This is a genomic window from Paenibacillus sinensis (genome assembly GCF_019904155.1).
GTDB classification, from domain to species: domain Bacteria; phylum Bacillota; class Bacilli; order Paenibacillales; family Paenibacillaceae; genus Paenibacillus_AQ; species Paenibacillus_AQ sinensis.
This window is the reverse complement of sequence record NZ_JAHCMB010000168.1, coordinates 98,409-124,406: the sequence shown is the minus strand read 5'-3', so window position 1 is coordinate 124,406 and position 25,998 is coordinate 98,409. Positions and strand designations below refer to the sequence as shown.

Genomic DNA, 25,998 nt, shown 5'->3' with positions numbered 1-25,998 from the left:
CTGTGCAATACAGGAATCATCTTCTGTCGGTCGCTTAACTCTCTTTTTTCAAGTGTCCTTGACAAGGGGACCAGTTCATCTGTACGATGACCTGCTCTTTTTCTTCATTTTTAGGCCTGTGCCTTATCTTAATGACATTGCTCTTGAAGAGGCTCCCCTTCCGAAGTAGACCAATGCCGGTACAAGCGGTATACTTCTGATGTTAAGCAGGAACGCATTCCATATGATAAAGGAGAATGGACCATGCCGATCAACCGGCCGCTCATCACCGACCGGGATTTTCAGGAAGCGATGGACAAGAAGCTGCCTGTCCGGGTCTTCCAGGACGATCACCTCGTCAATTCAGGCGCGACGGTCGTCCGGTTCACCGACACGGACATCATTATTCAATCCAGAGTCAGCGATCTCACCTACTATTCACGCCGGGACTGCGAGTTCTTCGAGGTCCGCTGACCCGGAGGACTTCCGGCTGTGCGGCAGTCAGCCGTTCGATGCTCCATGTCCGGATACCGCTCAACCCGATCCGGCACCAGGGATGGGATCGGTTGAATCGTTGACGGAATTCTTCCGTACACAGGCAAAGGCCGGAACCCGTGTTCACTCAGGTTCCGGCCTTTTTACGTTAGTATGCCGATTATTTACTGTTTTTGAGTTCCGATCTGCCCGTGCTCATCTTCTCGTTCAGGATTTCCTGAAAGCTGAGGCCGGACTCGCTTGCCGCCCCTCGTTTGGCCTCCATGACGGCCGGCTGAGGCCGGAAATACTGCTGATTGAATGCCGTAAGATTATGTACATACAAATTCATGTGTTTCCGCCTCCTTAATCCTGGAATCGGGCCTTTCATTGACCCGCCAACTTAAGAAGGTTTACCCCGGACTTTCCATTCCTAAACAGTTTTTGTGCATTCCCGGTAAAAATTGAGTCCATCGGCATAAATCACACCGGGCCGCTAGGAAATAAGGGAACGTTTATGGGGCGTATATGGGACCGGGGAGAACCGGGCAGAGCGTGTATTGTGCGCCCTCTGTCCCAAGACGGGCGGCCCCCTTTTCCCTTATGAGATCTTCCATTTTCTGCCGAAGCCAAACAATGCTATAATTCTTGTGATTGTCCGGCCCCGGTGGTCGGCAACAGTACTTGTTGGAGGGGTATCATGGGTAAAATCTTCATTTTCGTGCTATTGTGGAATCTGGTTGGCAACCCGTTTCTTGCGCTGATCATTCTGCTGGCGATCCTGTATGTGCTGGACCGCCGATATGTGGGGATCTTCCCCAGTATCGCAAAGCCCTTCCGCAGAGCCAGACAAATCTCCAGGCTCCGGACTCAGATTTCATTGAATCCCAACGATGTTACATCCAAATTCGATCTTGCCCGGCTGCTTGCCGAACGTAAAAATTATCGGGAGGCGCGGGAGCTGCTGCAGCAGATTGAAGACCGCTACGAGCATTCCGCCGAATACTGGACCGATTTGGGATACACCAACATTCGCCAGGACCGGCTGGAGGAAGGCGAGCAGCAGATGCTTCGCGGACTTGAGATCAATCCAAGGGTGCAGTACGGCAGACCCTTATTAAGACTGGCTGAGTCCTTCCGCCATACGGATCGCGATAAAGCGCTGCGCTATCTTCGCGACTTTCAGGATATCCAGTCATCCTCCAGCGAGGCTTATTATCTGCTCGGCACTACGTACCGTACGCTCGGCCAGAGCGCGGAGGCCAAGCAGGCGTTCTCGGAATCAATTGCGGTCTACCGTTCCCTTCCGAAATACAAGAAGCGTCAGGAACGGGGCTGGGCACTGCGCAGCTTCTTCGCGGGGCTGAGATAAGGGCCTACTGATGTCACCTCGCGCCGGCTGCTGAAGGAATGCCCGGCATGAAATAACCGTATGTTCGGTAGTTAATAACGCAGACCACACGAAAGAGAGCCGCCCAACCAGGGCGGCTCTCTTTCGTGCACCAGAATTAAATATTTCCCTTAATTGTCCTTATAGATTCAAGTCATGCCGAGCGGATTCGTCATTGTCCTTCGGCTTGAACGGCCACCAGTTGCCGCGGCCGAACATCCGTACCATCACCGGTACGAAGAACGGCAGGAACAGCAGCGCGTACAGCGCAAGCCCGGAGAGAACGACGCTGGCGATCTGCATCATCGAGAGAACGCCGGACGGAATCATCGAGGCGAAGGTTCCGCCCAGAATGACGACTGCCGACAGGATGACGGTTCCCATATTCCGCATCGCATGCAGAATGGCGTCTTTGACATCCCAGCTCTGATTCTCATTGAACCGGGACATAAGGAAGATGCTGTAATCGATCCCCAGCGCGATCAGCATGACGAAGCTGAAGAACGGCGTCGTCCAGGTGATGCCGGAATAGCCCAGCAGATGGACAAAGATCGCTTCCGTCACGCCCATCGCAGTGAAGTAGGTCAGCAGCAGGGACAAAATAAGATAAATCGGCATCACGATGGAGCGGAGCAGGAAGATCAGAATCAGGAAGATGCCGCCCAGCATCAGCATAACCGTACGTGTATAGTCTTCATTAGAGATTGTCTGCAGGTCATGATAAGTGCTGGTTACCCCGCTGATCGCCACTTCCGCATTTTCCAGCTTGGTGCCTTTGACCGCACGTTCAACCGCCGCCTGAATATCATCCACTTTGTCAATGGCGGCCGTACTGTACGGATTGTCGCGGAAGACGACGTCCAGCGTCATCACTTTCTTGTCACCCGACAAATAAGTATCAAAAATCTTCTGGATATCGCTCGATTCCAGCGCTTCCGCCGGAATGAAGAAGCCGCTCAGCTCGTCGTTGCCGGCTGCCTGAACCTGGTCCAGATAATCCTGAGCCGAGCCTAGTCCGGTCGAAATCTGCTTCAGGCCTTCCGCACTCTGGTTCAGTCCGTCCGTCAGCTGCCCGATCTGGCCGGTCAGTTGGCCGACTCCCTCCGCCAGCTGCTTCTGTCCGCCCTGAAGCTGGTTAAGGCCGCTTGTAATGGAAGGAATCTTGCCGATAATCTGTCCCTGGCCGCTCGCCGCCTGGTTCAGGCCGGACTGGAGCTGGCCGATACCGGAAGCCAGCTTCTGAAGCCCCTGCGCGAGCGCATCCTGGCCGGCGACAGCCTGCTTGTAGCCGACGTTAGCCTGCTCGATGCCCTTGGCCGCGCCGCCAAGCTGCTGCGAAATCTGGCCGAGTCCAGAGGCCAGTTGACCGACTCCCTCGCCGGTCTTCGCAACCGTTCCCTTGATGGTCTGGTAGTTCGCATCCTGCAGCAGCTCGGGATGGCTGTCTTCCAGCCCGGTGAAATTAGCCCCGAGCCCGCTCAGCGACGTCGATACGCCGGCCAGCTGCTCTTGAATCTGGCCGACGCCGCCGGTAAGGGCGTTCAGACCCGAACCGACCTGCTGGTAGCCGGCCAGCAGCTTCTTGTGCGCCGCGCTCAGCTGCTCTGCGCTGGCAGCGGCCTGCTGCAAGCCGCTCTTGATTTCGCCGGCTCCGGCGGAGCCGCTCTGGATGCCCTTCTGTATCTTCGTCAGTCCGTCGCCCAGCGCGGCGATGCCCGATTTCAGCTCATCCGTTCCTTTTGTCAGCTGCTGTGCGCCGGACACAGCCTGATTCAGCTTGGGCTCGTTCGCCTTAAGCTGCGAGCTTGCGTCCGACAATCCGCTCTGAATCTTGTCGATTCCCTCGGTGCTCTTTCCGAGTCCCTCGGACAAGGTGCCGACCTGTGACGGAATCAGGAAATCGCTGATCAGCTCGCCGGTCGGGCGGGTCATGCTCCGCACGGTCTTGACGCCGTCGACGCCCTGAACCTCGCGGCTGATTTTTTCCGCAAGCCCCATATATTCCGCATTGTCCATCCGGTCGTCATTCTTGATGACGATCTTGCCCGGCATCGATTCACCGGGACCGAAGCTATCCGAAATAATGTTAAAGCCTTTGACCGAATCATAGCGGTCGCCGATTTCCTCCAGGCTGTTGAACGACAGCTTGCCGGAATAAGTCAGCAGGAACGGTACAACGATCACGGCTACGATAAGCAGCGCCGCCCACGGTCTCTTCAATGTGAACGAACCTGCCGCGCCCCATATCCGGCTCTCGCTGTGCTCCAGATTGCCCTTGGAAGGCCAGAACAGCCGCTTGCCAAGCACCGCCATAAAGAACGGTACGACCGTGACCAGAGCCAGCAGCATCACTGCTATGCCCACGGCAACAGCGACGCCTGAACGGTACAGCATGAACTTGGACAGACCGATTGCGAGGAAGCCGACAAATACGGCAAGCCCGGAATAGAATACCGTTCCCCCCGCTTTACGATAGGTTTCCAGAATCGCCGTCTTGGTGTCATCCGTATGCGCCAGCTCTTCCTTGAACCGGCTGATCAGCAGGATACAGTAATCCGTTCCGATCCCGAACATGACCGCCACCATGAAGATTTGCGTAAAGGTCGAGAGCGGGAACCCGAATCGGTCCACCAGGAACGCTACGACAGACTGCGATATAACATAGCTGAGACCGACCGTTAGCAGCGGCACGAAAGGCGCCACGAACGAGCGGAAGACGACGAACAGAATGATCAGAATGAAGATAACCGTAATATACTCGGATTTCTTCAGACCGGCTTCCGAGCTGAGAATGGTGTCTTCGTTGATTAGCCCTTCGCTTGTCAAATAGTGGTCAGCCTTCACGTCCTTCAGAAGCGGCTCAACCTGATCCGGCAGATTCTTGACGCTATCCTCTCCGCCCTTGACTGACAGAGCAACCATGATCGTCTTGCCGTCTTTGGCAATCAAGGTGTCTTTAAGCGTCTCCTGGGAAAAAGGATCGGTAATGCTGTCCAGGTTCAGCTTATCCTTGTTCGCGCTCAGCTTCTCGACGCCCTGCTTGACGCTCTCCGTCTCCTTCTCGCCCATGCCTTTAGGGTTGTTGAAGACGAGCGCAACCTGCTTCAGGCTTTCACCGCCCTTCGAGCCTTCGGCCTCCTTCAGAATCTCCGAAGCTCTGGAGGAGGAGTATCCGTCCGGAACGGAAATCTGCCCTTTCTCCCGAACCAGATCGGAGAAGGACGGAGCCGTCATCACAAGTACAACAGCCGCCGCGAGCCATATGACGATTACGGCCCATCTTGCTTTCAAAATCGACTTCATTCTTCTTGACCTCCCGGTTCCAGCATCAGATTCGCCAGCTTCTCGAACATGGAGATAAACAGCTCAATCTGATCCTCTTCAAAATGCAGCAGGTATGGAGTAAGGATCTCCGACACCCTCCGATTTGCCTCTTCGAACACTTGACTGCCCTGCCCGCTAATGGTCAGATAGACCTGTCTGCGGTCGATCTCGTCACGAGTTCGCTCAATGAGGCCCGCCTCCACCAGACGGTTGACGATTGCGGTAATGGAGCTCTTGCCCACACAGCAAGCTTCTGCCAGATAAGTGGAGGTGCATTTCTCCTGTCCGTCGATCAGCCGGAGAATCTGGAATTGGTCACCTGTAAGCCCCTCCGCGATGTTCTCTCTGATTCGTGCGCCGATTCTCCGGGTGACAATCTGATAGGCATTCAGGTAGCGATTGATCAACTGAGCAGTCTCGTTGTTCATTGGATACGTTCTCCCTCTTATTTAGTTCATGTATAGAACTGTTTCACTGTAAAACTATATGGCATCCACCCGGCATTGTCAAGAAACGAAGCTGAAAATAACGCAGGTTTGCAGAAAGCTTGACTTTCAACCTTCACGGAGCGCCAGGAAGATCAACGCCAGTTCCCATCATCAACTAAAAAAGAGTGTCCAAATCCGTCAAACGGCGTTCAGACACTCTGTATTTACTCATTCGATTGACTTTCTGTAAGGACCGCCAGTTTAATCCTCTTCCGGCTCCTCCACCTCATAGACACAGCGCAGCACTTCGGCTCCACTCGGACCGTCCCCAAGGGAGTAGACCATGAAGCCCAGTGCCCGGTAGAAATCGGCCGTCGTCTCATCGGCAGTCTCTGCCACAACATAGCGGGGACTCCGCTGTGTCATCAGCTCTAGAATCATGCCGCGCGCATAGCCTTTCCCGCGATTCTCCGGGAGAACGGCGATATGACGAAGCTCCAGTGAGCCGTCCTCGGTCTCCTCGAAGCCGACGAGTCCGACAACCAGCCCGTCATCCTCCCACCCGAAGAGCTCCGGTCCGGATTCCCGCTGGTATTCCCGCGCTGCATGCTCAAGCGCCGACGGATCTCCCGCGACCGCATAGGACATCAGCTCCGCGATTTCGGCTGAATCGAACCTCGTCTTCAAATCAATCAGCATCGTTATATTCACCCGCTCTTTCGAATGAACCGGAGGTATAGTTTCAATAGTACATAGCCGATCCATACCCCCAGCCCGTTTAAAATAATGTCATCCACATCAAAGCTTCCTGCCCGCAGCAGCATCTGCAGGATCTCCACTAGAAAGATCCCGGGAATGAACCACAGCATCAGTTCAAGCAGCGACCTCATTCTGCATGACGGCGGAAGCAGAAATCCAAATGGTACAAACACCGCAACATTACCCAGAAGATTAACCGCCACGATCTGCGGAGACAGCCACGCTGCCGCTCTTAGATACAGCCTGATCGTTCTGAACGGGATCAGGTTATAGCGCAGCGGTTCATCCGATGCCGGATGCACGCTTCTTCCGAATCCGAAGAACATCCAGTAGATCAGGCAGGCGGCATACAGCAGGAGGCACACGGCTGCGGCACATGATCGGTCTGGCCGGGGCCGGCGTTCCTGATGCGGCCGGAACCGAAGCCCGCTTCTTGTCAAGCGTTCTCCCTGGCTTCAATGATGTCAATCGTGCCGTCGCTCTTGCCTACAATGGCCATACCGGCAATCCCGATGAACAGGCCATGCTCGACGACCCCTGGGATATTCTGCAGAGCCGCCGCCACCGCAGCCGGATCGTCGATGCTGCCGAAGCGGCAGTCCGCAATGTAATTGCCATTGTCCGTCTTGTACAGCTCGCTGCCGTCAACCCGAAGCTCCGCTTCACAGCCCAGCTTGAGAATATCCTTGAGCGTCCACTCCCAGGCGAACGGCACAATCTCGACCGGCAGCGGGAATTTGCCCAGAGTCCGGACCGCCTTGCTCTCGTCCGCCACTACGATCATTCGATCGCTGCCCATGGCGACTATCTTCTCGCGCAGCAGGGCGCCGCCTCCGCCCTTGATCAGCCGCAGATTGCCGTCCAGCTCATCGGCTCCGTCGATCGTCAAATCCAGATGGTCAACTTCCGCAAATGGAACGAGCGGGATTCCCAGTTCACGGGCCTGCTCCTCGGAAGCGACCGATGTCGCAACAGCCGTAATCTTGAGTCCTTCCTTGACCCGTTCGCCAAGCTTATTGATCGCCCAATACGCCGTAGAACCCGTTCCAAGACCCACCTTCATGCCATCCTTCACATACTCAACCGCAGCTTCCGCAGCCAGCCGCTTCATATTCATTTAATAGCACCCCTGTTAGCCGTAATTTGCCTTTTGCATCAATTGATTCAAAACCGCTCCGTGGATTTATAGACATTGCCCGTTATAATGGAATCATTATGCATATAAACCCATTGCATCCGGGAGGATAAGAAGAGATGAGAACCGAAAATCAAATTAAATCGAAAGTCAACGAGCTGACCCTCCAGCGGCGTTCTCTGGAATCGCGGATCGCGCCGCTTGCCGATCAGGACTCTCTGCGCAGCAGCCTGCTGGCGCAGAAAGAGCGGATTGAGGATATGATCCTCATGCTGGAATGGGTGCTGAACGAGCCGCAGGGTAAATATCACGCCTGAGCGGATTTGACATACCCTGGTTGACGCAGCTCTTTACGCAATCGGCTTCCAAGGAAGCCCCCTTCGACTGACAGACCTCGCTTCCGCGCTGAAACGGCCTCCATCCCGAATTAAGCAAGCCGCCTATATCTTAACATGACATGCCCCACTTCGGGAATGCACCTTCGGGATTTTATTTCCCGGGGGCGCATGGCCATCGGCTTTTCAACCTGTATTATAAAAGTTATTTTGAAATAATCAAATTAACAGTTGAATCTTCGAATCCATTGTTCCATAATGGAATTGTCCAACTGCTATATCATTTGTGGAAAACCAGAGGAGGATACAGGAATGAAGTTTTTCTTGGATACTGGCAACATTGAAGAAATCAAGCGCATCACGCGTCTCGGACTGGTTGACGGTGTAACGACGAACCCGTCTCTTATCGCAAAGGAAGGCAGACTGTTCAAGGATGTCATTAAAGAAATCGTAGACATCGTCCCAGGCCCCGTAAGCGCCGAGGTTATCGGACTGAAAGCAGCCGAAATGCTCGAAGAAGCGCTTGAAATCGCCGAGTGGGGTTCCAACGTCGTAATCAAGCTGCCGATGACGGAAGACGGACTGGAAGCCTGCTATGAGCTGACCAAGAAAGGCATCAAAACCAACGTAACCCTGATCTTCTCGGCCGCTCAAGGCCTGATGGCCGCCAAGGCGGGCGCTACTTACATCAGCCCGTTCGTCGGACGTCTTGATGACATCGGCGTAGATGGCATGAAGCTGATCAAGGATCTGAAGACCATCCTGAGCAACTATGGTTTGAAATCGGAAATTATCGCCGCCAGCATCCGCAATATCGCTCATGTGGAGCAGGCCGCTCTTGCCGGTTCCCACATCGCTACCATACCGGGCTCCCTGCTGCCTTCTCTGTGGAAGCATCCGCTGACCGACAACGGGATCGATCGCTTCCTGAAGGATTGGGAGAAGGTTCCACAGGTTACCAAACAGGTCTAACCAGCGCCGTCCGGCGGCAGTACCTGCTTCACGCGAAAGCGGCAGCCGCCGAACGTCAGAAAAGCTCTTGTTCCTTATGCGGGGACAAGAGCTTTTTTATTGGGATATGAAGAGATGCCGGCGCGGCTTCGCTTGAAATGTCATCGCCTTTCCCCTACCATGTTATACAGAGTTCATACAGGCAACCATCAGCAAAGGAGCAACTGAAATGACATCACCCACTCTGGACCAGTCCCTAGGATTTCTGATCGGTTCCGCCTACCGGCGGCTGTCCACCCATTACGCCCGGGAGCTCAAGCCCTATGGCATAACACCCGAGCAGTGGACCGTATTGTACACCATCGTCAGTTATCCCGATATCAATCAGAAGGCGATCGCCTCGCATGTCGATAAAGACCAGCCCACCACCGCCCGAATTGTCGAGCTGCTGGAGAAGAAGGGCCTGATTACGAAGACCGTGTCGGCGAGCGACCGCAGAGCCTATCTGCTGAACGCAACCATAGAAGGCCAGGAGCTGCTGGCTGTAACGAGACCTGTTGAACAGCAGCATCTCAATTCCGCCTTCGCCGGGCTTTCGGATAAGCAGCTTAAAGAGCTACGGTCCATGCTGGACACCATCCGGAGAAACACCGGAGAGCCTTACGAAGATTAGCCTGGTGAACGCCCTTTACGGCGAAGCACGCCCTTTTGCGCTACAGGCCCCGTCTGAAATTCAGGCTTCTCCAGTGCCTTTCCATTCTTCTCATCCGTACTCCCTTGGCTTGGTTTAATGGCGAACAGCGTCAGCAGCAGACCGGCCGCGCCAGCGCCAGTCATTGTGCCGAACAGCGCCCAGCGCCCGGCGTTCATGAGCAGCGATACGGCCGGCGGGCCGAGCGCTACGCCGATAAACCGCATGCTGCTATACAGCGATGTAATGGTTCCCCGGTTCTCCTTGTCGATCCCCTCCGTAATCAACGCATCCAGACAAGGCAGCGTGATTCCGATCCCGACACCTCCCGCGCCCAAGAGTCCTACAATCGCGATAATTCCCTTGAAGAACCCCGCCGCCGCCATCGCCGCCGTCAGCAGCGCCATGCCGGCAACTCCGAGCCATTTCATCCGCTTCTTATTCTCGCCGATGATCTTGCCCGAACCGTAGGACGCCAGACACAGAAGCGCCAGCGGAATCGCAAGCACCAGTCCTTTCAGCGAACCATGCATGCCATGTTTGACCTCCAGGGTCTCTGACAGATAGAACAGCACACCGAAAGTGACGAACATGCAGATGCAGCCGGCCGCGAAGATCGCGTATAGCCAGCGCCCCTTTTGCCGGAGAATCTTCAGGTTTTCAGAGAGGAATTCCTTAACCGTTGACTTGCTCTTGGGTTTATTCTTCGGGCTCTTGACCAGAAACAGAACGAGCAGAAATGAAATCAGGCACAGCACCGGTATGGTGATAAAAGGAAGAAACCACAGGAGCGCGCCCAGAAAGGCGCCCAGAATTGGACTCAGCACTTTACCGAACGTATTGGAAGTCTCGATCAGTCCCAAACTTCGGCTGACTTCTTCCTCATCATCGAACAAATCCCCCACGAATGGAATGACAATGGGAAAAGCCCCCGCAGCGCCGATCCCCTGCAGCAGCCGCCCTCCCAGAATGGTCCAGTAAGCGGATGTTCCGCTCATCAGCCAAGCAGCGGCTGCCGATACGGCTCCGCCAAGCGCGGCGATGATTAGAGCGGGCAGAATAACGGCTTTGCGGCCGAACCGGTCCGATAAATACCCGGCGATTGGAATCATAATAATGGCTACGACTCCATAAATGGTGATGATCATGCTGACCTGAAAAGAGCCGATAGACAGTTCACGCGAAATTTGCGGCAGCACCGGAAGCAGCATGGAGTTCCCAAGCGTCATGATCAGAGGGATAGAGGCAAGCGCCAGCATGTCCCATTTTTTGGTATTCATGAACGGCCCACCTTTAACGAGAAATACACGGCACCTCAATAACGAGAAATACACGGCACCTCTATAATGTGGTTCGGGCGGGCCGATTATGCATCCCATGCCTATAGCAAAGCCTTCCCCGCAGATCGGAGAAGGCTCTTTTGATTCTGGCCGCAGCGTCGTCAGATGCGCACGGGATTCGGATGAACAGGCGTTATTGCAGTGATTTCGCGTGTATACCACCATCCGGCGTCGTAACCGGTATAAACGGGCTTGGCGTCCCCTCAGAAAAAATATGCAGAACGTGCATGGCGCGCGTGCAGGCCGTATAGAACAGCTTGCGTTCGCTCTCCCGGTTGTAGCGATCGGCAGAACCGTCGTAAATGATGACGGCATCGAACTCGACGCCTTTGGCGAGATAGGCTGGCAGGACAAGCGTCCCTTTCTGGAAATTCGGCGTATCCTTGGTGACAAGCTGAACGTCAAGGCGATCCTTGAGCAAGCCATGGACGATTGCACTTTCCTCCGCCGTCTTGCAGATAACCGCAGCATAGTGATAGCCCTGGGCATGCAAATTCCGGATATCGGCTTCCACATCGGCCAGCAGCTCCTCTCCACTGCCGACCTCCCGGACCAGAGGTTCCTCACCTTTCCGGTTGAATGGAACAATTCGTTCCCCTCCCGATATCATCGACCGGGTAAACTCTACAATCTCGTAGGTTGAGCGATAGCTTCGGGTTAGGGAGACCACTTCCGTATTCTCTTCGCCGTAAATGCTGACGAGACCGCCCAGCTCCCCGAGTGCTTCCCCCTGGGCATAGATAGCTTGATTGAGATCGCCCAGTACCGTCATCTTGGCCCGTGGGAACAGGCGGCGGAGAAATTCAAGCTGGAACGGTGAGTAGTCCTGTACTTCATCTACGAATACGTACCGTATCGCTGTGTTGGTAACGAAGCCCTGGCTGAGCTCCTTCAAATACAGGAAGGGTGTCGCGTCTTCATATGCCAGGCAGCCCTCGGACAAGGCGTCCAGCGTCTGACGGCTGACGGAGCCCCAGCTGTCCGGAAGCGAAATCCCCTGATTCAGCTCCTCCAGTAGATCGCGATCCTGAAAGAGACGGGAATACAGGCCTTTGGCATCCACGAACCGGTTGCGCTTGACCCAGCCCCTGAGCGGCTTTAGCCGCTGGCTGACGAGGTAGCGGGACAGCATTTCCTTCTCGGTGTCGAAATCATCGAATGTTTCTTTCTTGCCCCGCTGCTTGCGCCGCATCATTTGATAGGCGCGGTGGTAGTCGTCCGTATCCATCACTTCCATCTGATCCTCGACCCAGGCCGCGCCCCGCTCGCTGTGGCTGAATTCGGCGATTTTTTTCAGCAGCCAGCCTTTCATGAGCTCGATCCGGTTCGCCAGCCGGATCGTGGAGTCGTAGCTGTAGAACTGACGCTCCATCTCCTCCTTACCTACAACCGCCCGCCCCTGAAAGGTCAGAGGCCTGAACAGCATCCCCTCCTGCTCGAGCCGGGTCGCATACCGGCGGATGGCGTCCAGGAAGCCGACGGAGGATTTATAGGCAATCCCGTCCCGGCGTGCATCGGTCTCGGGACCGTCTGGACTGTTCAGCAGCGTCTCTGTCTGGCTGAACACGTCCTCCAGCTGAAATTCCTGGCCGAGCCTGTGCTCCAGATACATCTGGAAAGTCGTCTGCTGCATGTTATCTTCGCCAAGCTCAGGCAGTACAGTGGAGACGTAACTGTTGAACAGCGGGTTCGGCGAGAACAGCAGCACCTGATCGGCCTGCAGATTGTCTCTGTATTTATAGAGCAGGTAGGCAACTCGCTGCAGGGCGGCCGATGTCTTGCCGCTTCCGGCCGCTCCTTGAACGACAAGCATCCGGCTCCGGTCGTTCCGGATAATGGCATTCTGTTCCTTCTGGATCGTCGCGACAATCGATTTCATCCGGTCGTCTGCGCTGTGACTGAGCACCTGCTGCAGCAGCTCATCGCCAATCGTGACGCCGGTGTCGAACATGACCTCAATGACACCGTCCGCTATGACGAACTGCCGCTTGAGACTCATCTCACCGTTAATCGTTCCCGCCGGAGTTTCGAAGGAGGCCGTCCCCGGAGCTCCGTCATAATACAGACTGGAGATCGGAGCACGCCAGTCATAGATCAGAAACGTTCCGTCATCTTCCATCAGTGAGCCGATGCCGAGATAGATCCGTTCAGTCTCTCCGTCCGGCGCTTCTGCGAAATCGATACGCCCGAAATAGGGCGAAACCACCAGCTTCTTATATTTCTTCAGCGCCTTGCTGGACTGCAGGTGATGGCGTTCGCGCTCGGAGAGCACCTGGGCCTGCTGCCGCAGGCTGGTCGATGTCTCGCCGAGATCGTCAGGGCTGCTGAAGTTGACGGTAACCTCTTCCCAGAAGTCCTTCCGCAGCTCGACAACATCGCTGCGGTGCAGCCCAAGCTCCTCGGACAGCACCCGGATATGCTTCTTCAGAAGCCCGGTCACCCCGTCTACTCTTTTCTGTTCTGCCTTCCATTCGGCCTCATGGTTGGACACGAAATTCATCCCCTTTAATAGGTTGACACCATATCTCATTCATGATAAAATATATTAGAGTTATTGTGCTTTTTTGAAAGAAACAGCTGTAGCATTTTTCAATTTTATCAATTTTCGACTGTCATATCAAGTATTGACGTAGAATTCTTGATTAAGATAACAATCCGGTTCCCTTGAGGAACCGGATTTTTTTATGGCTATTTTCACCTTACTTTTTGTCGTCCGCGGCACGGTTGATCTGTTCGGCAACCCGGTCCAGCCTCTCCAGCTGGTAGCCGTAATCATATACGGCCCCCGCAATAACCGCCAATCTCAACCGGCTTGTGTTTCCCTGCTGATAGCCCACCACAACCGATTCCAGGAACCGGTCATTGTCTTCACCCAGCGGGTCTGTATCATTCAGTCCAGGCTTGATCTTGTTCTGGAATTTCAGCAGGATATGCTCATGATACCGGATCAGAAGCTCCAGATGGCGGTCGAACGCCTCATCGGTGTCATCTCCCCGCTCCGCCTGGAAATAATGCCGGTCCACCGCATCCAGCACCTCAAAACCCTTTTGCAGCGATGCCAGCATATTCTTGTAGACAACCAGTTCCCTTGTCTGGCTGTATTTGGGACGCAGCAGCTTCTTCTGCTCTTCCTCGAACAGCGCGTATTTATCGGCAAGTGAGCGGATCGAGCCCTCCAGCGCATTCTTCTCGTCCCTGAACACGCTCTCTTTCATTTCATGGGATACAGCCGTCCTCATGAGCAAGGACAGGCTGCTGAACACATTTTCGATCTGATTGATGTACTGCTTGCGGGGCTTGGGCGGAAAGACGAGAATATTGATGATAAAAGCCGAGACGATGCCCGTCATCAGAACCAGGAACCGGTTCAGCGCGAACTGCCACTGTCCCGAGGCTTCCATTACGGAAATGACGGTGACAAGCGTTAGTCCGATGGTGTCCGTCCGTTTCATCTTCATGCTGAGCATAATCACAAGAACGCATACGATGCCGATAGCGATGGGCTGGCTGGACAGCAGCATCCCGCCGCCAAGGGCGATGATAGCTCCAATCGTACTTGTCTGAACCTGGTCCAGGAAATGGCGCCAGGAACGGTAGATCGAGGGCTGCATCGCAAAGATGGCCGCAATTCCCGCTCCCGTGGACGAGGGGAACTTCAACAGCGCGGCTGCGTATAGGGCAAGCGTGACAGCCAGCCCCGTTTTTAGTACGCGTGCGCCAAAATTCAAGGCTCATCCCTCCTTTGTCTTCTAAATGCCGAGATCGATCCTGTCAGTTCTTTATTATTACCCGCGTTTCTTTCCGTTTATCTGGAAATACTGTAGGATGCAGTCCAATTCCTGACGGAAAAGAGGTGACAAGGATGAAATCACTTACAGTAAAAGCGGCCGTTCTATCAGCTGTCCTCTGCATCGCATTGTCTGCGGAGGCATCTGCCGCCGCCTGCCCGGAAGATCATGCTAAGCAGACTTCGGACGCGGCTTCAGCGCCTGCGGACCCTCAGGATGTGTCAAGACAACCGGAGAAGCACCGGGGCAGAGGGCATTTCATATTCCGGGAAAGCGCCCTGCTGTTCGGGATGGAGGGCCAGGAACTACACCAGGCCCTGAAATCCGGCAAAAGCCTTGCGGAAGTCGCCAAAGAGAAAAAGGGCTGGAGCGAGGACCAGTATGTACAGAAGCTTACCGAGAAAGCGGGCACCCGGATCGATGAGGCGGTAACCGGCGGACGGCTCACCAGTGAGGAAGGGGCCAAGCTCAAGGCGGGCCTTCCCGCCATGCTCAAGGCCAAGGTCAACCGCAAGTGTACCGATTTCGGACATGACGGGCACCAAAACCCGGGCAAGCGCCAAAGCTCATAGGCTAGCCACAGCCTTCAGGCTTACACAAGCCGGACATCGCCTTCAGCGGCGAGTGTCCGGCTTTTTGGACTGTTCCCGCTTGCCGCTTTCCGGGAGATGCGCCTCTCCTTCAGGCAATCTTCTTGTTCGACTGACGCTTATTCAGAGAGCTTCTCCATAACTCGAACAGAACGATAGACAGCATCAGCCAGGCGCAGCTTGCGGCGTAGCCTCCGATAACGTCGCTGGGGTAATGAACGCCGAGATAAATCCGGCTCCATCCGATCGCTGCTGTCAGCAGGAAGCAGACGATGACCAGCAGAGCGCGACCGGACCTTGACGGGATATGGCGCCACAGCAGAAATGTAAGTGTCCCGTATACAGTGAAAGCCGCCATCGAGTGTCCGCTTGGAAAGCTGTAGCCGGCCTCTTCGATAATCCGGTGGATATTGGGACGCTCGCGGCGAAACAGATCCTTCAGAACGCTGTTCAACAGGTGTGAAGTCGTGCCGGTCCAGAGAAAGAGCACCAGTTCAAGCCGGTGCTTGAACAGCAGGAACAGCGCAACTATAATGGCTAGCGAAAGCGGAACCACGATTTTCGAAGACCCCACCAGCGATAGCGCTTTAGCCAGGGATGTCAGACCCGGAGATTCTGCGGACTGAACGTTGGTAATTATCCACGAATCCCATGATCCCGTCAAATTGTAGGCCACCAGTAAGGCGATGACCCCAAAAATGCCTGTAAACAGAAGAAACAGCTTGAAACCTCTAGACCTCCGGCCCCAAATCATTCTTTCTATCCTCCTATGTAATGTATGGAAGAGGGAGGCCGTTTCCGGTATGTCCCTCTTCCATGCTATACTTGATGCAGTAACCCATCCCATTAAACTGGAGTGCTGCCAAAGTGGAAAATCAAAAGCTTCAGGAGCGCATGCTGAGCCAATTCGTCCAAAACAAAGTGCCGTTGACAATCTTCACGACCAACGGAGTCAAAATTCAGGGGATCATGACCTCATACGATGCTTACACCCTTACGCTGCAAGGGCAGAATGACGGCAGACAGAACGTTCTGTTCAAGTCGGCCGTCTCGACCATTGTTCCGCTTAAGCCGGTGTCGCTGCGCTGAGCGTTCCAATGGAAGCAGGAATGGATTCACACCCGGATCTCGACCGGTTTGACACAGACCGGTTTGGATACCCCGGCTTCAATACCGGTGAAATCCAGTTTGCCGCTTGCGGCATTTCTCTGGAATACGACAAGGTTATTTCCGTCCCGGTTAGCGGTGATCAAGTAAGCTCCGTCCGGCGTCAGTGCAAAATGCCTTGGATGGCCCCCGCGGGTGGACACATGCTCTACATATTCGAGCTCAGCAGGACCTTTCACTTCATAGACGACAATGCTGTCATGACCGCGGTTGGAGCCATACAGGAACCGTCCGTCCGGAGAAAGCGTGATTTCACCACAGGTGTTCTCTCCCTCAAAGCCTGACGGAAGGGCCGGATATGTTGCCGACACCGACAACTGCCCTTTGTCAGCGTCATATGTAAAAGCGGTGATGGTCGAATCGACTTCGTTGATGACATATGCGGAATGACCATCCGGATGAAATGCGAAATGCCGGGGTCCCGAGCCCGGATGCAGCTTCGTATCGCCATGCTTCTCGAGCTTGAGCGTATCCCGGTCCACCCGGTAAGCCCGAATCAGATCGAGTCCAAGGTCGCATGCGAACAAATAGCGTTCGTCCGGACTGAATACGACGCAGTGTGGATGCGGCCGGTCCTGGCGCACAGGGTCGGCTCCATGACCTGTATGAACGGCTGTGTCCGTCAGCCGGACCGTCCGTCCTTCTGCATCAAGTTCGACAATTCCAATCTTGCCGCCATGATAGCTCGCAACGGTCAAGAACCGGCCTCCGGAATCCCGGTTGATGTGACAGGTCGTCGTCTGGATTCCACCCTCGGCCTTCATTGTACCTGTACGGCTCAGCTCTCCTAATTCACCGGTCTCGAAATCAATCGAGTAAGCAGCGACTTCTCCTTCTTTAATCCCTTCGGCATTTACATGTTCGCCTATGGCGTAGAGGCGCTTTGCATCAGCGTCGACATTCAGAAATGTCGGATTCGCGATGCCGTCCACTCCGCTCAACCGTTCAAGCTTCACTCCGCCCTCTGCGATCAAACGGTATACATGAATTCCATCCTTATCAGATGGGGAGTATGACCCCACTAACAACAGCAGCTGAGTACGATCATTCATTTCGCTCTCCTCCTCGGTATCGGGCTCCAACTACGGTATGGCATGTCCCGTGATTCTTATTTAATGTACATTTTTTCACCGTCAATGACAAATTCAACAATCAAAAAGTCACTAAATATTTTAAAAATAAGTCTTTTCAACGCCTGATTGCTATGTTATAATGAAAGCGCTAACATTAATTATAATTTTATGAGGGGGAACAGGAATGAGCAGCATTCTACTGGAAGCCAGAAATGTGTATGAGGACTTCGAGGTGGAAACGGACGTTCTGTTCTTTAAGGTCGGAGATCACGACCTGGTCATTTTTCACGGCAGAAACTACAATATTAAAAAGAGAATGTCTGCCGAACAACTAAACCGGTTACTGCAATCTTCGAGCTACTATCATGTACAAGGCGGCGTGTACGTTAATTTGAACAAAGTCACTTCCATCGAAGACGACAGCGTGTATTTTGGAGACAAGAGCTGGTACGCCAAACGGGTTCGCGTCCCGAGAAGAAAGCAGGATCATATCCGTCAGCTCCTCAACACCCGTATTTCCTAAAGCGGTTACAGACTTCTAAGCGGCAAAAGGCCGGAAGACATGGAAATCCGTGTTTTCCGGCCTTTTGCCGCGTTATGGAGCCTTTCTTTACAAAGAAAGCGCATTTTTTATGCTCTCTTAAGGTTTAGAGGCGTTTTTTCTGGTAAAGTGGTTGAAGACAGGCATCACCTATATTGAAGGGAGTCATTGTAGCAATGGACGAGAAGAATCTAGACAAGAATGAACAAAGGAACGACACGACGAGTGCGGAGGATACCGCAGTCGATAACACAAAAGAAGCAATTCCGGTGATGGACAAGGCCGGTGAACCGCCTGCAGGCGTTCCGGCAGGTCCCCGTGGCAGCAAAAGCTGGATGATCGCCTCTATCGTACTGGCGATTGCGCTTATTGTTGTTCTGATCAAGCCGCCGTTTCAGAAATCTGACAGCGACACTCCGGTCGCAACGGTCAACGGCAAGGATATTACGAAGGAAGAACTGTATGACAAGCTGATCAAAGCTGGCGGCGAATCCACGCTGCAATCGATGATTACACAGGAACTGGTTGACCAGGAAGCCGATAAGAACAAGGTTACGGTTACCGATGCCGATATTCAAGCTGAAATCAAGGATCTTCAAGAGCAGTTCGGCGGTGAGTCCGGCCTCGAAAGCGCTCTGTCCCAAAGCGGCATGACGATGGACGACCTGAAGGAGCAAATGCCGCTGCAGGTCAAAATCCGCAAGCTGCTCGAGCCGAAAGTAACCATCACCGATGACGATATCAAGAAATACTATGACGAGAACAAAGCTTCACTCGGCAGCGAAGAAGAAGTTCGCGCTTCCCACATCCTGGTCGCTACCAAAGAAGAAGCCGATGCCATCGAGAAGCAGTTGAAAGATGGCGCCGACTTCGCCACACTGGCTAAGGAGAAATCCTCCGATACAGGCTCCAAGGATAAAGGCGGCGACCTCGGCTTCTTCAAGAAAGCCGACATGGTGGCTGAATTCTCGGATACCGCGTTCAAGATGAAGGTTGGAGAAACCAGCGAACCGGTCAAGACGGAATACGGTTATCACATTATCAAGGTGACCGACCACAAGGATGCCGTTACGCCGACTCTGGAGAACTCCAAGGATAAGATCCGCGAGACACTGGTGACCCAGAAGATTTCCGAAATGTCCTCGACCTGGATGCAGACTCTGACTTCGGGAGCCAAGATCACCAACACGCTGACGGACGCCAAGAAAGCGGAAGCTTCCGCATCTCCTGCAAGCTCGGCTGCACCTGCAGCCAGCGCAGCATCCAAATAAGGAAGCCCGATTAACCGTCCTGCCGGGACGGACAAGTCCTTTCGAACCTCGTGGTTCGGAAGGACTTTTTTGGTGTTTCTCAACTTGTAGATGTATGCCGCTTCCAGTTCGCTGTATAAAAAAGGAATACCGCGCAAAAAGTATTAGACAGGAGGTGCTAGTGAAATGCCTACCCGTCGACAATCTCACAATCAATCAGACCCATCCGAAAGCTCCGGAACACGAAACACCCCTCTGTCCTCCTCACTTGAAGAGAATATGAACCGAATCCGTCAGGATCTAGGCGGCAGCTCCGATGTGACCATTCGCACCATCAAGCTAGCCGGAGCGGATTTGCAAATAGGCGCCGTCTATATCGATGGAATTGTGGACAAGGCGCTGGCTGACAGTTTCGTCAGTCACTTGACCTCATTCAAAGAGTATGGAGAGCCCGAAAGCGTAGTGCCGATAGCAGAGAGCTTTTTCTCTTTTACCCAAGAGAAGGCTATCAGTATGTCCAAGCAGAAGGAGGTTCAGGATTGGGACAGTCTGTATACCGCGCTTCTGTCGGGCTGTACGATCGTGATCATCGATGGGCTTGAGCGTGGGATCAGCGCTGAAATGAGCGGCGGCGAGACCCGTCCTATATCGGAAGCGGCAACTCAGGTATCTATTCGGGGTTCTAAAGAATCCTTTTCCGAGACAATCGGGACGAATGTCGCTCTCGTCCGGAGAAGAATCAAGAGCCGGGATTTGTGGACGGAGAGCTTTCAGATTGGCCGTGTAACACAGACGACTGTCACCATGATGTATGTGCATGGCCTGGCCGAAGACGCCAAGATCGATGAGCTTCGACTAAGACTTCAGTCGATACAGACCGACTCCATTCTGGAGTCAGGATATATCGAGCAGTTGATCGAGCAGAAGAAGTATTCCCCCTTCCCCACCTTGTTCAATACGGAACGCCCTGACAGTGTTGCCGGCAACCTGCTGGATGGACGGATTGCTGTATTCGTCGACGGCACACCTTTTGTCCTGATCGCACCCGCCAACTTTTTTATGTTTCTTCATACGGTTGAGGACTATTACCAGCGGTTTGATTTCTCGACGCTGATCCGGATTTTACGATTGATCTGCCTGATTATTTCCCTGTTCGGCCCCGCCTTGTTCGTAGCGGCCCTGAATTTTCACCAGGAGATGATTCCCACCCCTCTGCTGATCAATCTGGCTTCACAGCGCGAGGGTGTGCCTTTCCCGACCTTTATCGAAGCTCTTCTGATGGAGCTTACGTTCGAAATCATCCGTGAAGCCGGGATTCGCCTGCCTTCCACGATCGGACAGACAGTCTCGATAATCGGCGGGCTCGTGCTGGGCCAAGCAGCGGTGGAAGCCGGGATCGTCTCCCCCGCCATGGTCATTGTCGTCTCGCTTACGGGGATATCCAGCTTCGCGATGCCGGCTTTTAATATGGCGCTGTCCATCCGGATGCTCCGCTTCGTCATTATCTTCATGGCCGCCTTTATGGGACTTTACGGCATTACGATCATGGCGCTGATCCTGACCGCACACTTGTGCAGCCTCAATTCGCTGGGATCGCCGTTTATGTCGCCGGCCGCACCATTTATCGTCAAGGACCAGAAGGACATGATCTTCCGCGCGCCTCTGTACTTCATGCGTAATTCGCGACGCGCGAAATCCCTTTCCAGTCAGGGGCGAAGCGGAGGGAACTCTCCAAGTGAGGATTAATCGCGGTCTTCTATGTCTTATTCTTCTGTCTGTGACAACCTTGACCCTGTCCGGCTGCTGGAACAGCCGTGAATTGAACAAGCTTGCCATCGTCAGCGGAATTGGTATCGACCTGGCTCCGAACGGCAAGGATTATAAGGTTACCTTCCAGATCGTAATTCCATCGGCGACGTCGACCAGAAAAGGCGCAACCACACAGCAGCCGGGGGTGTATTTGGCTACAGTTAGCGACCCTACCCTGTTCGGCGCTCTTCGCAAGGCGTCCAGAAAGACAAGCCGGCAGCTGTTCTTCGCTCACACACAGCTGCTTGTGATCGGCGAGTCAATGGCCCGCAAGGGAATCGATAGAATATTCGATATTTTTGAACGCTCACATGAACTGCGCCTCAATACGCCGGTTCTGCTGGCCAGAGAGTCGGATGCCGAGTCCATTCTGAAGGTTCTGATTCCAATAGAGAACATCTCCTCAATAGGCTTGGTCCGGAAGAGTGAAAACTCGGCCAGGGTATGGGGAGAAACACAGCATATCCGGGTGGTCGATCTCGTAAAGGGAATTACCGGCGAAGGAGAAATCGCTCTAAGCGGTATCATGACAGGCGGCAACCGTAATCAGGGAGGCAGCAAATCAAATCTGGAGCAGACCGAGCCTTCCGAGACGCTCATAATGAAAGGAATGGGTCTGTTCAAGGATGAGAAGCTGGCTGAATGGATCGATGGATCTGAAGCAAGAGGCATCCAATGGGTAACGAATAAGATTAGCGAGACGGTGCTTAATGTCAAAACAGATGAAGACGAGGGAGAGATTGCGGTTAATATTTTTTCGGCCATTACCCATATCCATACCGAGCTTCGAGACGGAACCCCTGTCTTTCATATATCAATCCGTGAAGAAGGCACAATACTCGAAAGTCACAGCTCGGTACCTTTCGCGAACGGGCAGACCATAAAGATACTTCAAGAAAAAGTAAAGAAGCAGACCATTAAGGAAGTTGAAGATGGCATACGGGCGGCCCAGCGGTTGCAAGCCGATGTGTTAAATTTCGGAAATGAACTGAAGCGCAGCAATCCCTCGCAGTGGGATCGCGTCAAGGACAATTGGCCCGAAGTCTTCGCCAAGGGTGAGCTTGATGTTAAGGTCGAGGTGTATATCCGCAACACCGGGATGAGGCTCAATCCGTATAAGTCTCACATGAAATAATGTGCAAGGAACCGAGGGGAAAATGCCGATGAATAAAGAACGTCTCACGTCCAATCAACTATTTGCAATGATGGTATTGTTCGAGCTGGGAACGGCGCTGGTTGTGCCCATCGGACTGGAAAGCAAGCGGACGATATGGCTGTCTATTTTAATGGCTGTTCCGGGGGGTGTTCTGTTCTACCTCATCTATGTCTATTTGTCCCGCCAGTTCCCTGGCAAAATACTCAGCGGGATTACGGTGAACATTTTGGGCAAGTGGATCGCCTGGCCCGTCAATCTGCTGTACATCGCGCAGTTTCTTTATAATGGATCTCGCAATTTGCGCGAAGCAGGCAGTCTGCTGACAGCTGCTTCTTATGACCGAACCCCGATCATTTTCACTAACGCCTTCATGATCATCGCCGTCATATATATACTGAACAAGGGAACGACGGTACTTGGGCGTACCGCGGAGATTTACTTCGTTATCATGATTCTAATGGGGGTCAGCTGCAACTTTGTTGTCATCGTCTCCGGCCTTCCCGATATGTCGAATCTGTTCCCTCTGCATCTCAGGGATTGGAAGACCGCAGTAATATCCGCTTATCCGAATGTTTGGGTCTTTCCTTTTCTTGAAACAGTCGTCTTTACAACGATCATTCCCCACTTGAACAAAAGCGGTCGTGCAGGCAAGACCGGTATGATAGCAATGATATTGAGCGGTTTCCTGCTAACGATCACACATGCTATAGAAATCTCCGTTCTAGGCGAAGATATCTATTCCAGAGCAACTTTCCCTTTGTTTACAACCATTGCTCTCGTGAATCTGGCAGATTTCATACAGCGACTGGACGCCTTTGTCTTCCTGACTTTGATAATCGGGGTGTTCTTCAAGCTGACTATCTACTGCTATGCTGTGTCAGCCATTGCCACCGATCTGCTCAAGATACAGGACTCCCGCAAGGCGGTTTTGCCTGTCGGGATTGTCGTTCTGTTCCTGTCTGTCATGAGCGCCGAGAATTATCCGGAGCATCTCATTGAAGGGCGAGTCTCTATTATGATTGTCCTGATCGTGGCTGCATTTATACCGCTTCTCTTGTTTCTCGTTCACCTGATACGCCGTCGGTTTGCTCTTTACCGGCAGTAGCCGGGTTATTTGCTCACAAGAGAGAAGAATGGAACCGCAATTGGCGCGCAGCCCAACAGAATCACTGCAATCGTCTCTTCAATGCTGGACGAGGTAAAGTACGAACGAAAGGCAACTACCGTATCGCCGATGCTCAGGCCTATCACCCTGTCGACAAGAAACAGCATAGACAGACCTATCAGCCAGAGAAACGGATACAGTATGAGTTGTTTCATCATGTGGACATCTTCCTTTCTGGTTGCAGTGGCAGCCGGACAAAGCGTCCTGACATATGGCAATATAGCTAGTATGGCTCCAATGAAAAAAGCCATCCCAAAGGGACGGCTCTTCTTGTCGGCTCTCATCAAGCCGGTGTTTCCTATTATTTAAAGACTTTGACCCGCTTCTCAACAGGCTCGAATTCCTTCTCGCCCGGAGGAGTTACAATGCCGCCGAATGGCATTTGCGCGATCAGCTTCCACTCTGCCGGAAGTCCCCAGGTCGACTTCACTTCATCGTCAATCAGCGGGTTGTAGTGCTGCAGCGAAGCACCAACGCCGGCTTCTGACAGTCCGGTCCATACCACATGCTGCAAAATAGCGGATGCCTGGTTGGCCCATACCGGGAAGTTGTCGGCATACAGCGCGAAGTTCTCCTGAAGTCTCTTCACAACTGCTTCATCTTCGAAAAAGAGCACCGTGCCCGCTCCAGCTTTGAATGAAGCCATCTTCTGTGCAGTGCCTTCGAACTGCTCAGCCGGTACGATTTTGCGCAGCGTGTCGGAAGTCAGATCCCACAGCTTGTCGTGAGCAGCCCCGAACAGAACAACAGCTCTGGAACTTTGGGAGTTAAAAGAGCTTGGGCTGTGCAGAACAGCCTGCTCCACGATTTCCTGCACTTGCTCCTGGGATACCGGAAGCTCCTTGCTGATCGCATAAACAGAACGTCTTTTCTTCACTGCATCAAAGTAACCGTTCGACATATTATAATTACCTCCAAATTGTTTAGGTACTTACTTTTTTATATCTTAATACATTTGCTTCGATAATTCAACCCCTATCATCCACCCTGTTCTGGCATCATGCATAGAAAAAGCTCTGCCGCCTCAGCTGTGAATACTGAGTACGACAGAGCTTCTATCGAACTATGTTTCTTCCTAGTCCCGCGTAATGTTGATGGTTCCGTCCTCTTCAACGGATACCTTGGCGTGAAGCGCCTCCGCAACGGTTCTCAGCGGCACCATTCCGCGGCCGTATTCGTCAATGTAGACCGCTTGCGGCAGTTTGATAACTGCTCCGTCCACGGTGGCCTGTTTGAATCCGACCTTCAGTGCGATCGTAGTTCCGAATAAATCGTCCGTGATTGTAATCCCGCGCGATTTCTCGTCCCATTCCAGATTGGCGCCAAGGAAGGCTGCCAGATAATTCGCCGAGACCATCGCCGTATTCCCCTTGTATTCAATAATGTATTTCTTGAATTCAGGGTCAATAGCAATCGATCTGCGGGTAATACCCAGATCCTCTTTCAGAAGCCGATACAATGCAGAATCGGAGTTGAGATTCTGGAGAAGTGTGCCTGGAGACATGGACGATTCGGAAGCATTAAATCCTCCCGCCGTATCAATAACATCGGCTTTCACCGGGCCATTGATATTCCAGACCTGCGCCTCCGACTGGAAAGAGATGGAGGTGATTGGAATAGAATCGTCCTGAGGAAGCGCAACATTCAGGCTCATCTGTTCCTTGCGAACATGAAGCGAGCTGTCCACGAACAGGTCGACCTTGAGGTTGGTATCCTTGCCCAGAACGGTCTTGATCTCCGGTATGTTGTCGTACAGCTCCTGCTGCTTCTTGTCATACATCAGCAGAACGGTATCGATCGCCAGCTTCGCCGCATCATGCGCTACGGTAACGACCTGCTCCTTGTCGTCAAGCGGAACGTCGCCAAATCCGTATTCATCCAGAAGATCCGTTGCTTCTTCCGACTTCAGAACAGGGAGCAGATAGTCGTACAGACCTCCCAGGAATTGCTTGAAGCCTTCCGAATCCTGCGATACGGATTTCAGGAAAGACTTCAGAAGTGCGGGAAGCTCCTCGCCTGTAACTTCGGCATGCAGCTTCATCAGATTAAGCTGTTCCCCATACACGGTGTCGGTAACCGCAGAAGCGCTGATAGCCGACGGGTTCGGCAGGTTTTTGACCACAAAAGAGGTTAGCAGCTTGTTCAGGCTCTCAGCCTTCTCAAGATCCACTCCGGACTCGGACAGAACGCTGTTATAGTCCTCCAGCGGATAATAGAAAGGCTTCTTCGCTCCCTCTACATTAAGCGCAAGCACACTTTTGTTTATGTACAGACTGAATGGAACGGTCTTCCCTTTCAGAGCCAACGCTCCGCTTGCGGACATATCACCATTCTCTTGCAGTTTCAGACTGTTCACCTGAACCGAAAAGGAATTGATAAGATCGACAATCTTGCGGTCTTCGTCGCTGATTCCCGCTGCGGGTACCGCCTTCATGGAGAACGTTACACTCTCCTCCGCCGACTTCACATCCAGATTTCCGAGCAGCGCCTTGTTCACGTCCAGCCCGCCGACGGTTTGGCAGCCCGCCAGCACCAGCAGCAGCGCGAGGATGGGAAGCAGCCATTTGACTTTCTTGTTCCTCAATTTCATTGAATCCCTCTTTCCTCCTGATATTGGCAGTCCAATTTATTATCTCAGGAAAGGGATAATCTG

The 25,998-nt window shown here is 53.3% G+C and carries 26 protein-coding genes; 12 read left to right on the top strand and 14 right to left on the bottom strand.

Features of this window, described 5'->3' with window-relative positions:
* Positions 1 to 243: 243 nt before the first annotated feature.
* Entirely contained in the window at positions 244 to 453 is a 210-nt protein-coding gene (locus KIH86_RS19620; RefSeq protein WP_223088123.1) for a hypothetical protein, read from the top strand.
* Between the two features lie 181 nt (positions 454 to 634).
* Here KIH86_RS19620 and KIH86_RS19615 read toward each other — a convergent pair whose 3' ends face one another.
* Entirely contained in the window at positions 635 to 805 is a 171-nt protein-coding gene (locus tag KIH86_RS19615) for a hypothetical protein (RefSeq protein WP_223088126.1), read from the bottom strand.
* Positions 806 to 1,153: 348 nt separating this feature from the next.
* Between KIH86_RS19615 and KIH86_RS19610 the strand changes: the two genes are divergently transcribed.
* Entirely contained in the window at positions 1,154 to 1,825 is a 672-nt protein-coding gene (locus tag KIH86_RS19610; protein ID WP_223088128.1) for a tetratricopeptide repeat protein, read from the top strand.
* A 159-nt stretch (positions 1,826 to 1,984) separates the two neighbouring features.
* On the opposite strand, the gene KIH86_RS19605 is transcribed toward KIH86_RS19610, so the two are convergent.
* The 5 genes from KIH86_RS19605 to rpiA form a co-directional block, all read right to left on the bottom strand.
* On the bottom strand, positions 1,985 to 5,146 hold the full coding sequence (locus KIH86_RS19605; protein WP_223088129.1) for an MMPL family transporter: 3,162 nt from the start codon (positions 5,144 to 5,146) through the stop codon (positions 1,985 to 1,987).
* The gene (locus KIH86_RS19600) at positions 5,143 to 5,595 is read right to left on the bottom strand and encodes a MarR family winged helix-turn-helix transcriptional regulator (protein WP_223088132.1); all 453 of its coding nucleotides are present in this window, start codon (positions 5,593 to 5,595) and stop codon (positions 5,143 to 5,145) included. The genes KIH86_RS19605 and KIH86_RS19600 overlap by 4 nt, the downstream gene beginning before the upstream one ends.
* A 261-nt stretch (positions 5,596 to 5,856) precedes the next feature.
* Positions 5,857 to 6,306: a GNAT family N-acetyltransferase gene (locus tag KIH86_RS19595; RefSeq protein ID WP_322098665.1), complete on the bottom strand. Its 450-nt coding sequence runs from the start codon at positions 6,304 to 6,306 to the stop codon at positions 5,857 to 5,859.
* Positions 6,303 to 6,794 carry a VanZ family protein gene (locus tag KIH86_RS19590; protein ID WP_235775495.1) on the bottom strand — a complete coding sequence of 164 codons (492 nt, stop codon included), beginning with the start codon at positions 6,792 to 6,794 and terminating at the stop codon, positions 6,303 to 6,305. The genes KIH86_RS19595 and KIH86_RS19590 overlap by 4 nt, the downstream gene beginning before the upstream one ends.
* Complete coding sequence (rpiA, locus tag KIH86_RS19585; protein WP_223088138.1) at positions 6,791 to 7,471, bottom strand: ribose-5-phosphate isomerase RpiA; 681 nt, start codon at positions 7,469 to 7,471, stop codon at positions 6,791 to 6,793. The genes KIH86_RS19590 and rpiA overlap by 4 nt, the downstream gene beginning before the upstream one ends.
* A 137-nt stretch (positions 7,472 to 7,608) precedes the next feature.
* Between rpiA and KIH86_RS19580 the strand changes: the two genes are divergently transcribed.
* From KIH86_RS19580 to KIH86_RS19570, 3 genes are all read left to right on the top strand, one after another.
* The gene (locus KIH86_RS19580; protein ID WP_223088140.1) at positions 7,609 to 7,806 is read left to right on the top strand and encodes a hypothetical protein; all 198 of its coding nucleotides are present in this window, start codon (positions 7,609 to 7,611) and stop codon (positions 7,804 to 7,806) included.
* Positions 7,807 to 8,136: 330 nt separating this feature from the next.
* The gene (fsa, locus tag KIH86_RS19575; protein ID WP_223088143.1) at positions 8,137 to 8,796 is read left to right on the top strand and encodes a fructose-6-phosphate aldolase; all 660 of its coding nucleotides are present in this window, start codon (positions 8,137 to 8,139) and stop codon (positions 8,794 to 8,796) included.
* A 208-nt stretch (positions 8,797 to 9,004) separates the two neighbouring features.
* The gene (locus KIH86_RS19570; protein WP_223088145.1) at positions 9,005 to 9,448 is read left to right on the top strand and encodes a MarR family winged helix-turn-helix transcriptional regulator; all 444 of its coding nucleotides are present in this window, start codon (positions 9,005 to 9,007) and stop codon (positions 9,446 to 9,448) included.
* Here the strand turns inward: KIH86_RS19570 and KIH86_RS19565 are convergent.
* The 3 genes from KIH86_RS19565 to KIH86_RS19555 all read right to left on the bottom strand — a co-directional run bounded on the left by KIH86_RS19565 (position 9,445) and on the right by KIH86_RS19555 (position 14,534).
* Complete coding sequence (locus tag KIH86_RS19565) at positions 9,445 to 10,746, bottom strand: MFS transporter (protein ID WP_223088147.1); 1,302 nt, start codon at positions 10,744 to 10,746, stop codon at positions 9,445 to 9,447. The two genes, KIH86_RS19570 and KIH86_RS19565, sit on opposite strands and share 4 nt — an antisense overlap.
* A 193-nt stretch (positions 10,747 to 10,939) precedes the next feature.
* Complete coding sequence (helD, locus tag KIH86_RS19560; RefSeq protein WP_223088150.1) at positions 10,940 to 13,297, bottom strand: RNA polymerase recycling motor HelD; 2,358 nt, start codon at positions 13,295 to 13,297, stop codon at positions 10,940 to 10,942.
* Positions 13,298 to 13,505: 208 nt separating this feature from the next.
* Positions 13,506 to 14,534: an FUSC family protein gene (locus KIH86_RS19555; RefSeq protein ID WP_223088152.1), complete on the bottom strand. Its 1,029-nt coding sequence runs from the start codon at positions 14,532 to 14,534 to the stop codon at positions 13,506 to 13,508.
* A 134-nt stretch (positions 14,535 to 14,668) separates the two neighbouring features.
* On the opposite strand from KIH86_RS19555, the gene KIH86_RS19550 reads away from it, so the two are divergent.
* Positions 14,669 to 15,166 carry a hypothetical protein gene (locus KIH86_RS19550; protein WP_223088154.1) on the top strand — a complete coding sequence of 166 codons (498 nt, stop codon included), beginning with the start codon at positions 14,669 to 14,671 and terminating at the stop codon, positions 15,164 to 15,166.
* Between the two features lie 109 nt (positions 15,167 to 15,275).
* Here KIH86_RS19550 and KIH86_RS19545 read toward each other — a convergent pair whose 3' ends face one another.
* Positions 15,276 to 15,938 carry a phosphatase PAP2 family protein gene (locus tag KIH86_RS19545; RefSeq protein WP_223088157.1) on the bottom strand — a complete coding sequence of 221 codons (663 nt, stop codon included), beginning with the start codon at positions 15,936 to 15,938 and terminating at the stop codon, positions 15,276 to 15,278.
* 113 nt (positions 15,939 to 16,051) lie between these two features.
* Here KIH86_RS19545 and KIH86_RS19540 point away from each other — a divergent pair, with 113 nt between their 5' ends.
* Positions 16,052 to 16,273: an RNA chaperone Hfq gene (locus KIH86_RS19540; RefSeq protein ID WP_223088159.1), complete on the top strand. Its 222-nt coding sequence runs from the start codon at positions 16,052 to 16,054 to the stop codon at positions 16,271 to 16,273.
* A gap of 26 nt (positions 16,274 to 16,299) precedes the next feature.
* Here KIH86_RS19540 and KIH86_RS19535 read toward each other — a convergent pair whose 3' ends face one another.
* Positions 16,300 to 17,403, bottom strand: a complete 1,104-nt coding sequence (locus KIH86_RS19535; RefSeq protein ID WP_223088161.1) for a lactonase family protein — start codon at positions 17,401 to 17,403, stop codon at positions 16,300 to 16,302.
* A gap of 205 nt (positions 17,404 to 17,608) precedes the next feature.
* Between KIH86_RS19535 and KIH86_RS19530 the strand changes: the two genes are divergently transcribed.
* The 5 genes from KIH86_RS19530 to KIH86_RS19510 all read left to right on the top strand — a co-directional run bounded on the left by KIH86_RS19530 (position 17,609) and on the right by KIH86_RS19510 (position 23,285).
* Complete coding sequence (locus tag KIH86_RS19530; protein WP_223088164.1) at positions 17,609 to 17,947, top strand: LytTR family transcriptional regulator DNA-binding domain-containing protein; 339 nt, start codon at positions 17,609 to 17,611, stop codon at positions 17,945 to 17,947.
* Between the two features lie 194 nt (positions 17,948 to 18,141).
* Positions 18,142 to 19,236, top strand: coding sequence for a peptidylprolyl isomerase (locus tag KIH86_RS19525; RefSeq protein ID WP_223088166.1), 1,095 nt, complete (start codon positions 18,142 to 18,144; stop codon positions 19,234 to 19,236).
* A 165-nt stretch (positions 19,237 to 19,401) separates the two neighbouring features.
* A complete protein-coding gene (locus KIH86_RS19520) occupies positions 19,402 to 20,961 on the top strand; it encodes a spore germination protein (protein WP_223088169.1) in 1,560 nt (519 codons plus the stop codon).
* Entirely contained in the window at positions 20,951 to 22,159 is a 1,209-nt protein-coding gene (locus tag KIH86_RS19515; RefSeq protein ID WP_235775494.1) for a Ger(x)C family spore germination protein, read from the top strand. Before KIH86_RS19520 ends, KIH86_RS19515 begins: the two co-directional genes overlap by 11 nt.
* 28 nt (positions 22,160 to 22,187) lie before the next feature.
* Positions 22,188 to 23,285 (top strand): GerAB/ArcD/ProY family transporter, encoded by a 1,098-nt coding sequence (locus KIH86_RS19510; RefSeq protein ID WP_223088174.1) that lies wholly within the window; start codon positions 22,188 to 22,190, stop codon positions 23,283 to 23,285.
* A gap of 5 nt (positions 23,286 to 23,290) precedes the next feature.
* Here KIH86_RS19510 and KIH86_RS19505 read toward each other — a convergent pair whose 3' ends face one another.
* From KIH86_RS19505 to KIH86_RS19495, 3 genes are all read right to left on the bottom strand, one after another.
* Complete coding sequence (locus tag KIH86_RS19505) at positions 23,291 to 23,500, bottom strand: hypothetical protein (protein ID WP_223110617.1); 210 nt, start codon at positions 23,498 to 23,500, stop codon at positions 23,291 to 23,293.
* Positions 23,501 to 23,646: 146 nt separating this feature from the next.
* The gene (locus KIH86_RS19500; RefSeq protein ID WP_223088181.1) at positions 23,647 to 24,246 is read right to left on the bottom strand and encodes a nitroreductase family protein; all 600 of its coding nucleotides are present in this window, start codon (positions 24,244 to 24,246) and stop codon (positions 23,647 to 23,649) included.
* Between the two features lie 174 nt (positions 24,247 to 24,420).
* A complete protein-coding gene (locus KIH86_RS19495) occupies positions 24,421 to 25,935 on the bottom strand; it encodes a copper amine oxidase N-terminal domain-containing protein (RefSeq protein ID WP_223088183.1) in 1,515 nt (504 codons plus the stop codon).
* Positions 25,936 to 25,998: the final 63 nt, after the last annotated feature.

What these genes read in the sequence shown, in the direction of transcription:
- KIH86_RS19525 (WP_223088166.1), top strand. Translation starts at nt 18,142, where the DNA reads ATGGACGAGAAGAATCTAGACAAGAATGAACAAAGGAACGACACGACG.
- KIH86_RS19610 (WP_223088128.1), top strand. Translation starts at nt 1,154, where the DNA reads ATGGGTAAAATCTTCATTTTCGTGCTATTGTGGAATCTGGTTGGCAAC.
- KIH86_RS19520 (WP_223088169.1), top strand. Translation starts at nt 19,402, where the DNA reads ATGCCTACCCGTCGACAATCTCACAATCAATCAGACCCATCCGAAAGC.
- rpiA (WP_223088138.1), bottom strand. Translation starts at nt 7,471, where the DNA reads ATGAATATGAAGCGGCTGGCTGCGGAAGCTGCGGTTGAGTATGTGAAG.
- KIH86_RS19510 (WP_223088174.1), top strand. Translation starts at nt 22,188, where the DNA reads ATGAATAAAGAACGTCTCACGTCCAATCAACTATTTGCAATGATGGTA.
- KIH86_RS19545 (WP_223088157.1), bottom strand. Translation starts at nt 15,938, where the DNA reads ATGATTTGGGGCCGGAGGTCTAGAGGTTTCAAGCTGTTTCTTCTGTTT.
- KIH86_RS19600 (WP_223088132.1), bottom strand. Translation starts at nt 5,595, where the DNA reads ATGAACAACGAGACTGCTCAGTTGATCAATCGCTACCTGAATGCCTAT.
- KIH86_RS19565 (WP_223088147.1), bottom strand. Translation starts at nt 10,746, where the DNA reads ATGAATACCAAAAAATGGGACATGCTGGCGCTTGCCTCTATCCCTCTG.
- KIH86_RS19495 (WP_223088183.1), bottom strand. Translation starts at nt 25,935, where the DNA reads ATGAAATTGAGGAACAAGAAAGTCAAATGGCTGCTTCCCATCCTCGCG.
- KIH86_RS19530 (WP_223088164.1), top strand. Translation starts at nt 17,609, where the DNA reads ATGAGCAGCATTCTACTGGAAGCCAGAAATGTGTATGAGGACTTCGAG.
- fsa (WP_223088143.1), top strand. Translation starts at nt 8,137, where the DNA reads ATGAAGTTTTTCTTGGATACTGGCAACATTGAAGAAATCAAGCGCATC.
- KIH86_RS19580 (WP_223088140.1), top strand. Translation starts at nt 7,609, where the DNA reads ATGAGAACCGAAAATCAAATTAAATCGAAAGTCAACGAGCTGACCCTC.
- KIH86_RS19500 (WP_223088181.1), bottom strand. Translation starts at nt 24,246, where the DNA reads ATGTCGAACGGTTACTTTGATGCAGTGAAGAAAAGACGTTCTGTTTAT.
- KIH86_RS19570 (WP_223088145.1), top strand. Translation starts at nt 9,005, where the DNA reads ATGACATCACCCACTCTGGACCAGTCCCTAGGATTTCTGATCGGTTCC.
- KIH86_RS19550 (WP_223088154.1), top strand. Translation starts at nt 14,669, where the DNA reads ATGAAATCACTTACAGTAAAAGCGGCCGTTCTATCAGCTGTCCTCTGC.
- KIH86_RS19535 (WP_223088161.1), bottom strand. Translation starts at nt 17,403, where the DNA reads ATGAATGATCGTACTCAGCTGCTGTTGTTAGTGGGGTCATACTCCCCA.
- KIH86_RS19615 (WP_223088126.1), bottom strand. Translation starts at nt 805, where the DNA reads ATGAATTTGTATGTACATAATCTTACGGCATTCAATCAGCAGTATTTC.
- KIH86_RS19605 (WP_223088129.1), bottom strand. Translation starts at nt 5,146, where the DNA reads ATGAAGTCGATTTTGAAAGCAAGATGGGCCGTAATCGTCATATGGCTC.
- KIH86_RS19620 (WP_223088123.1), top strand. Translation starts at nt 244, where the DNA reads ATGCCGATCAACCGGCCGCTCATCACCGACCGGGATTTTCAGGAAGCG.
- KIH86_RS19505 (WP_223110617.1), bottom strand. Translation starts at nt 23,500, where the DNA reads ATGAAACAACTCATACTGTATCCGTTTCTCTGGCTGATAGGTCTGTCT.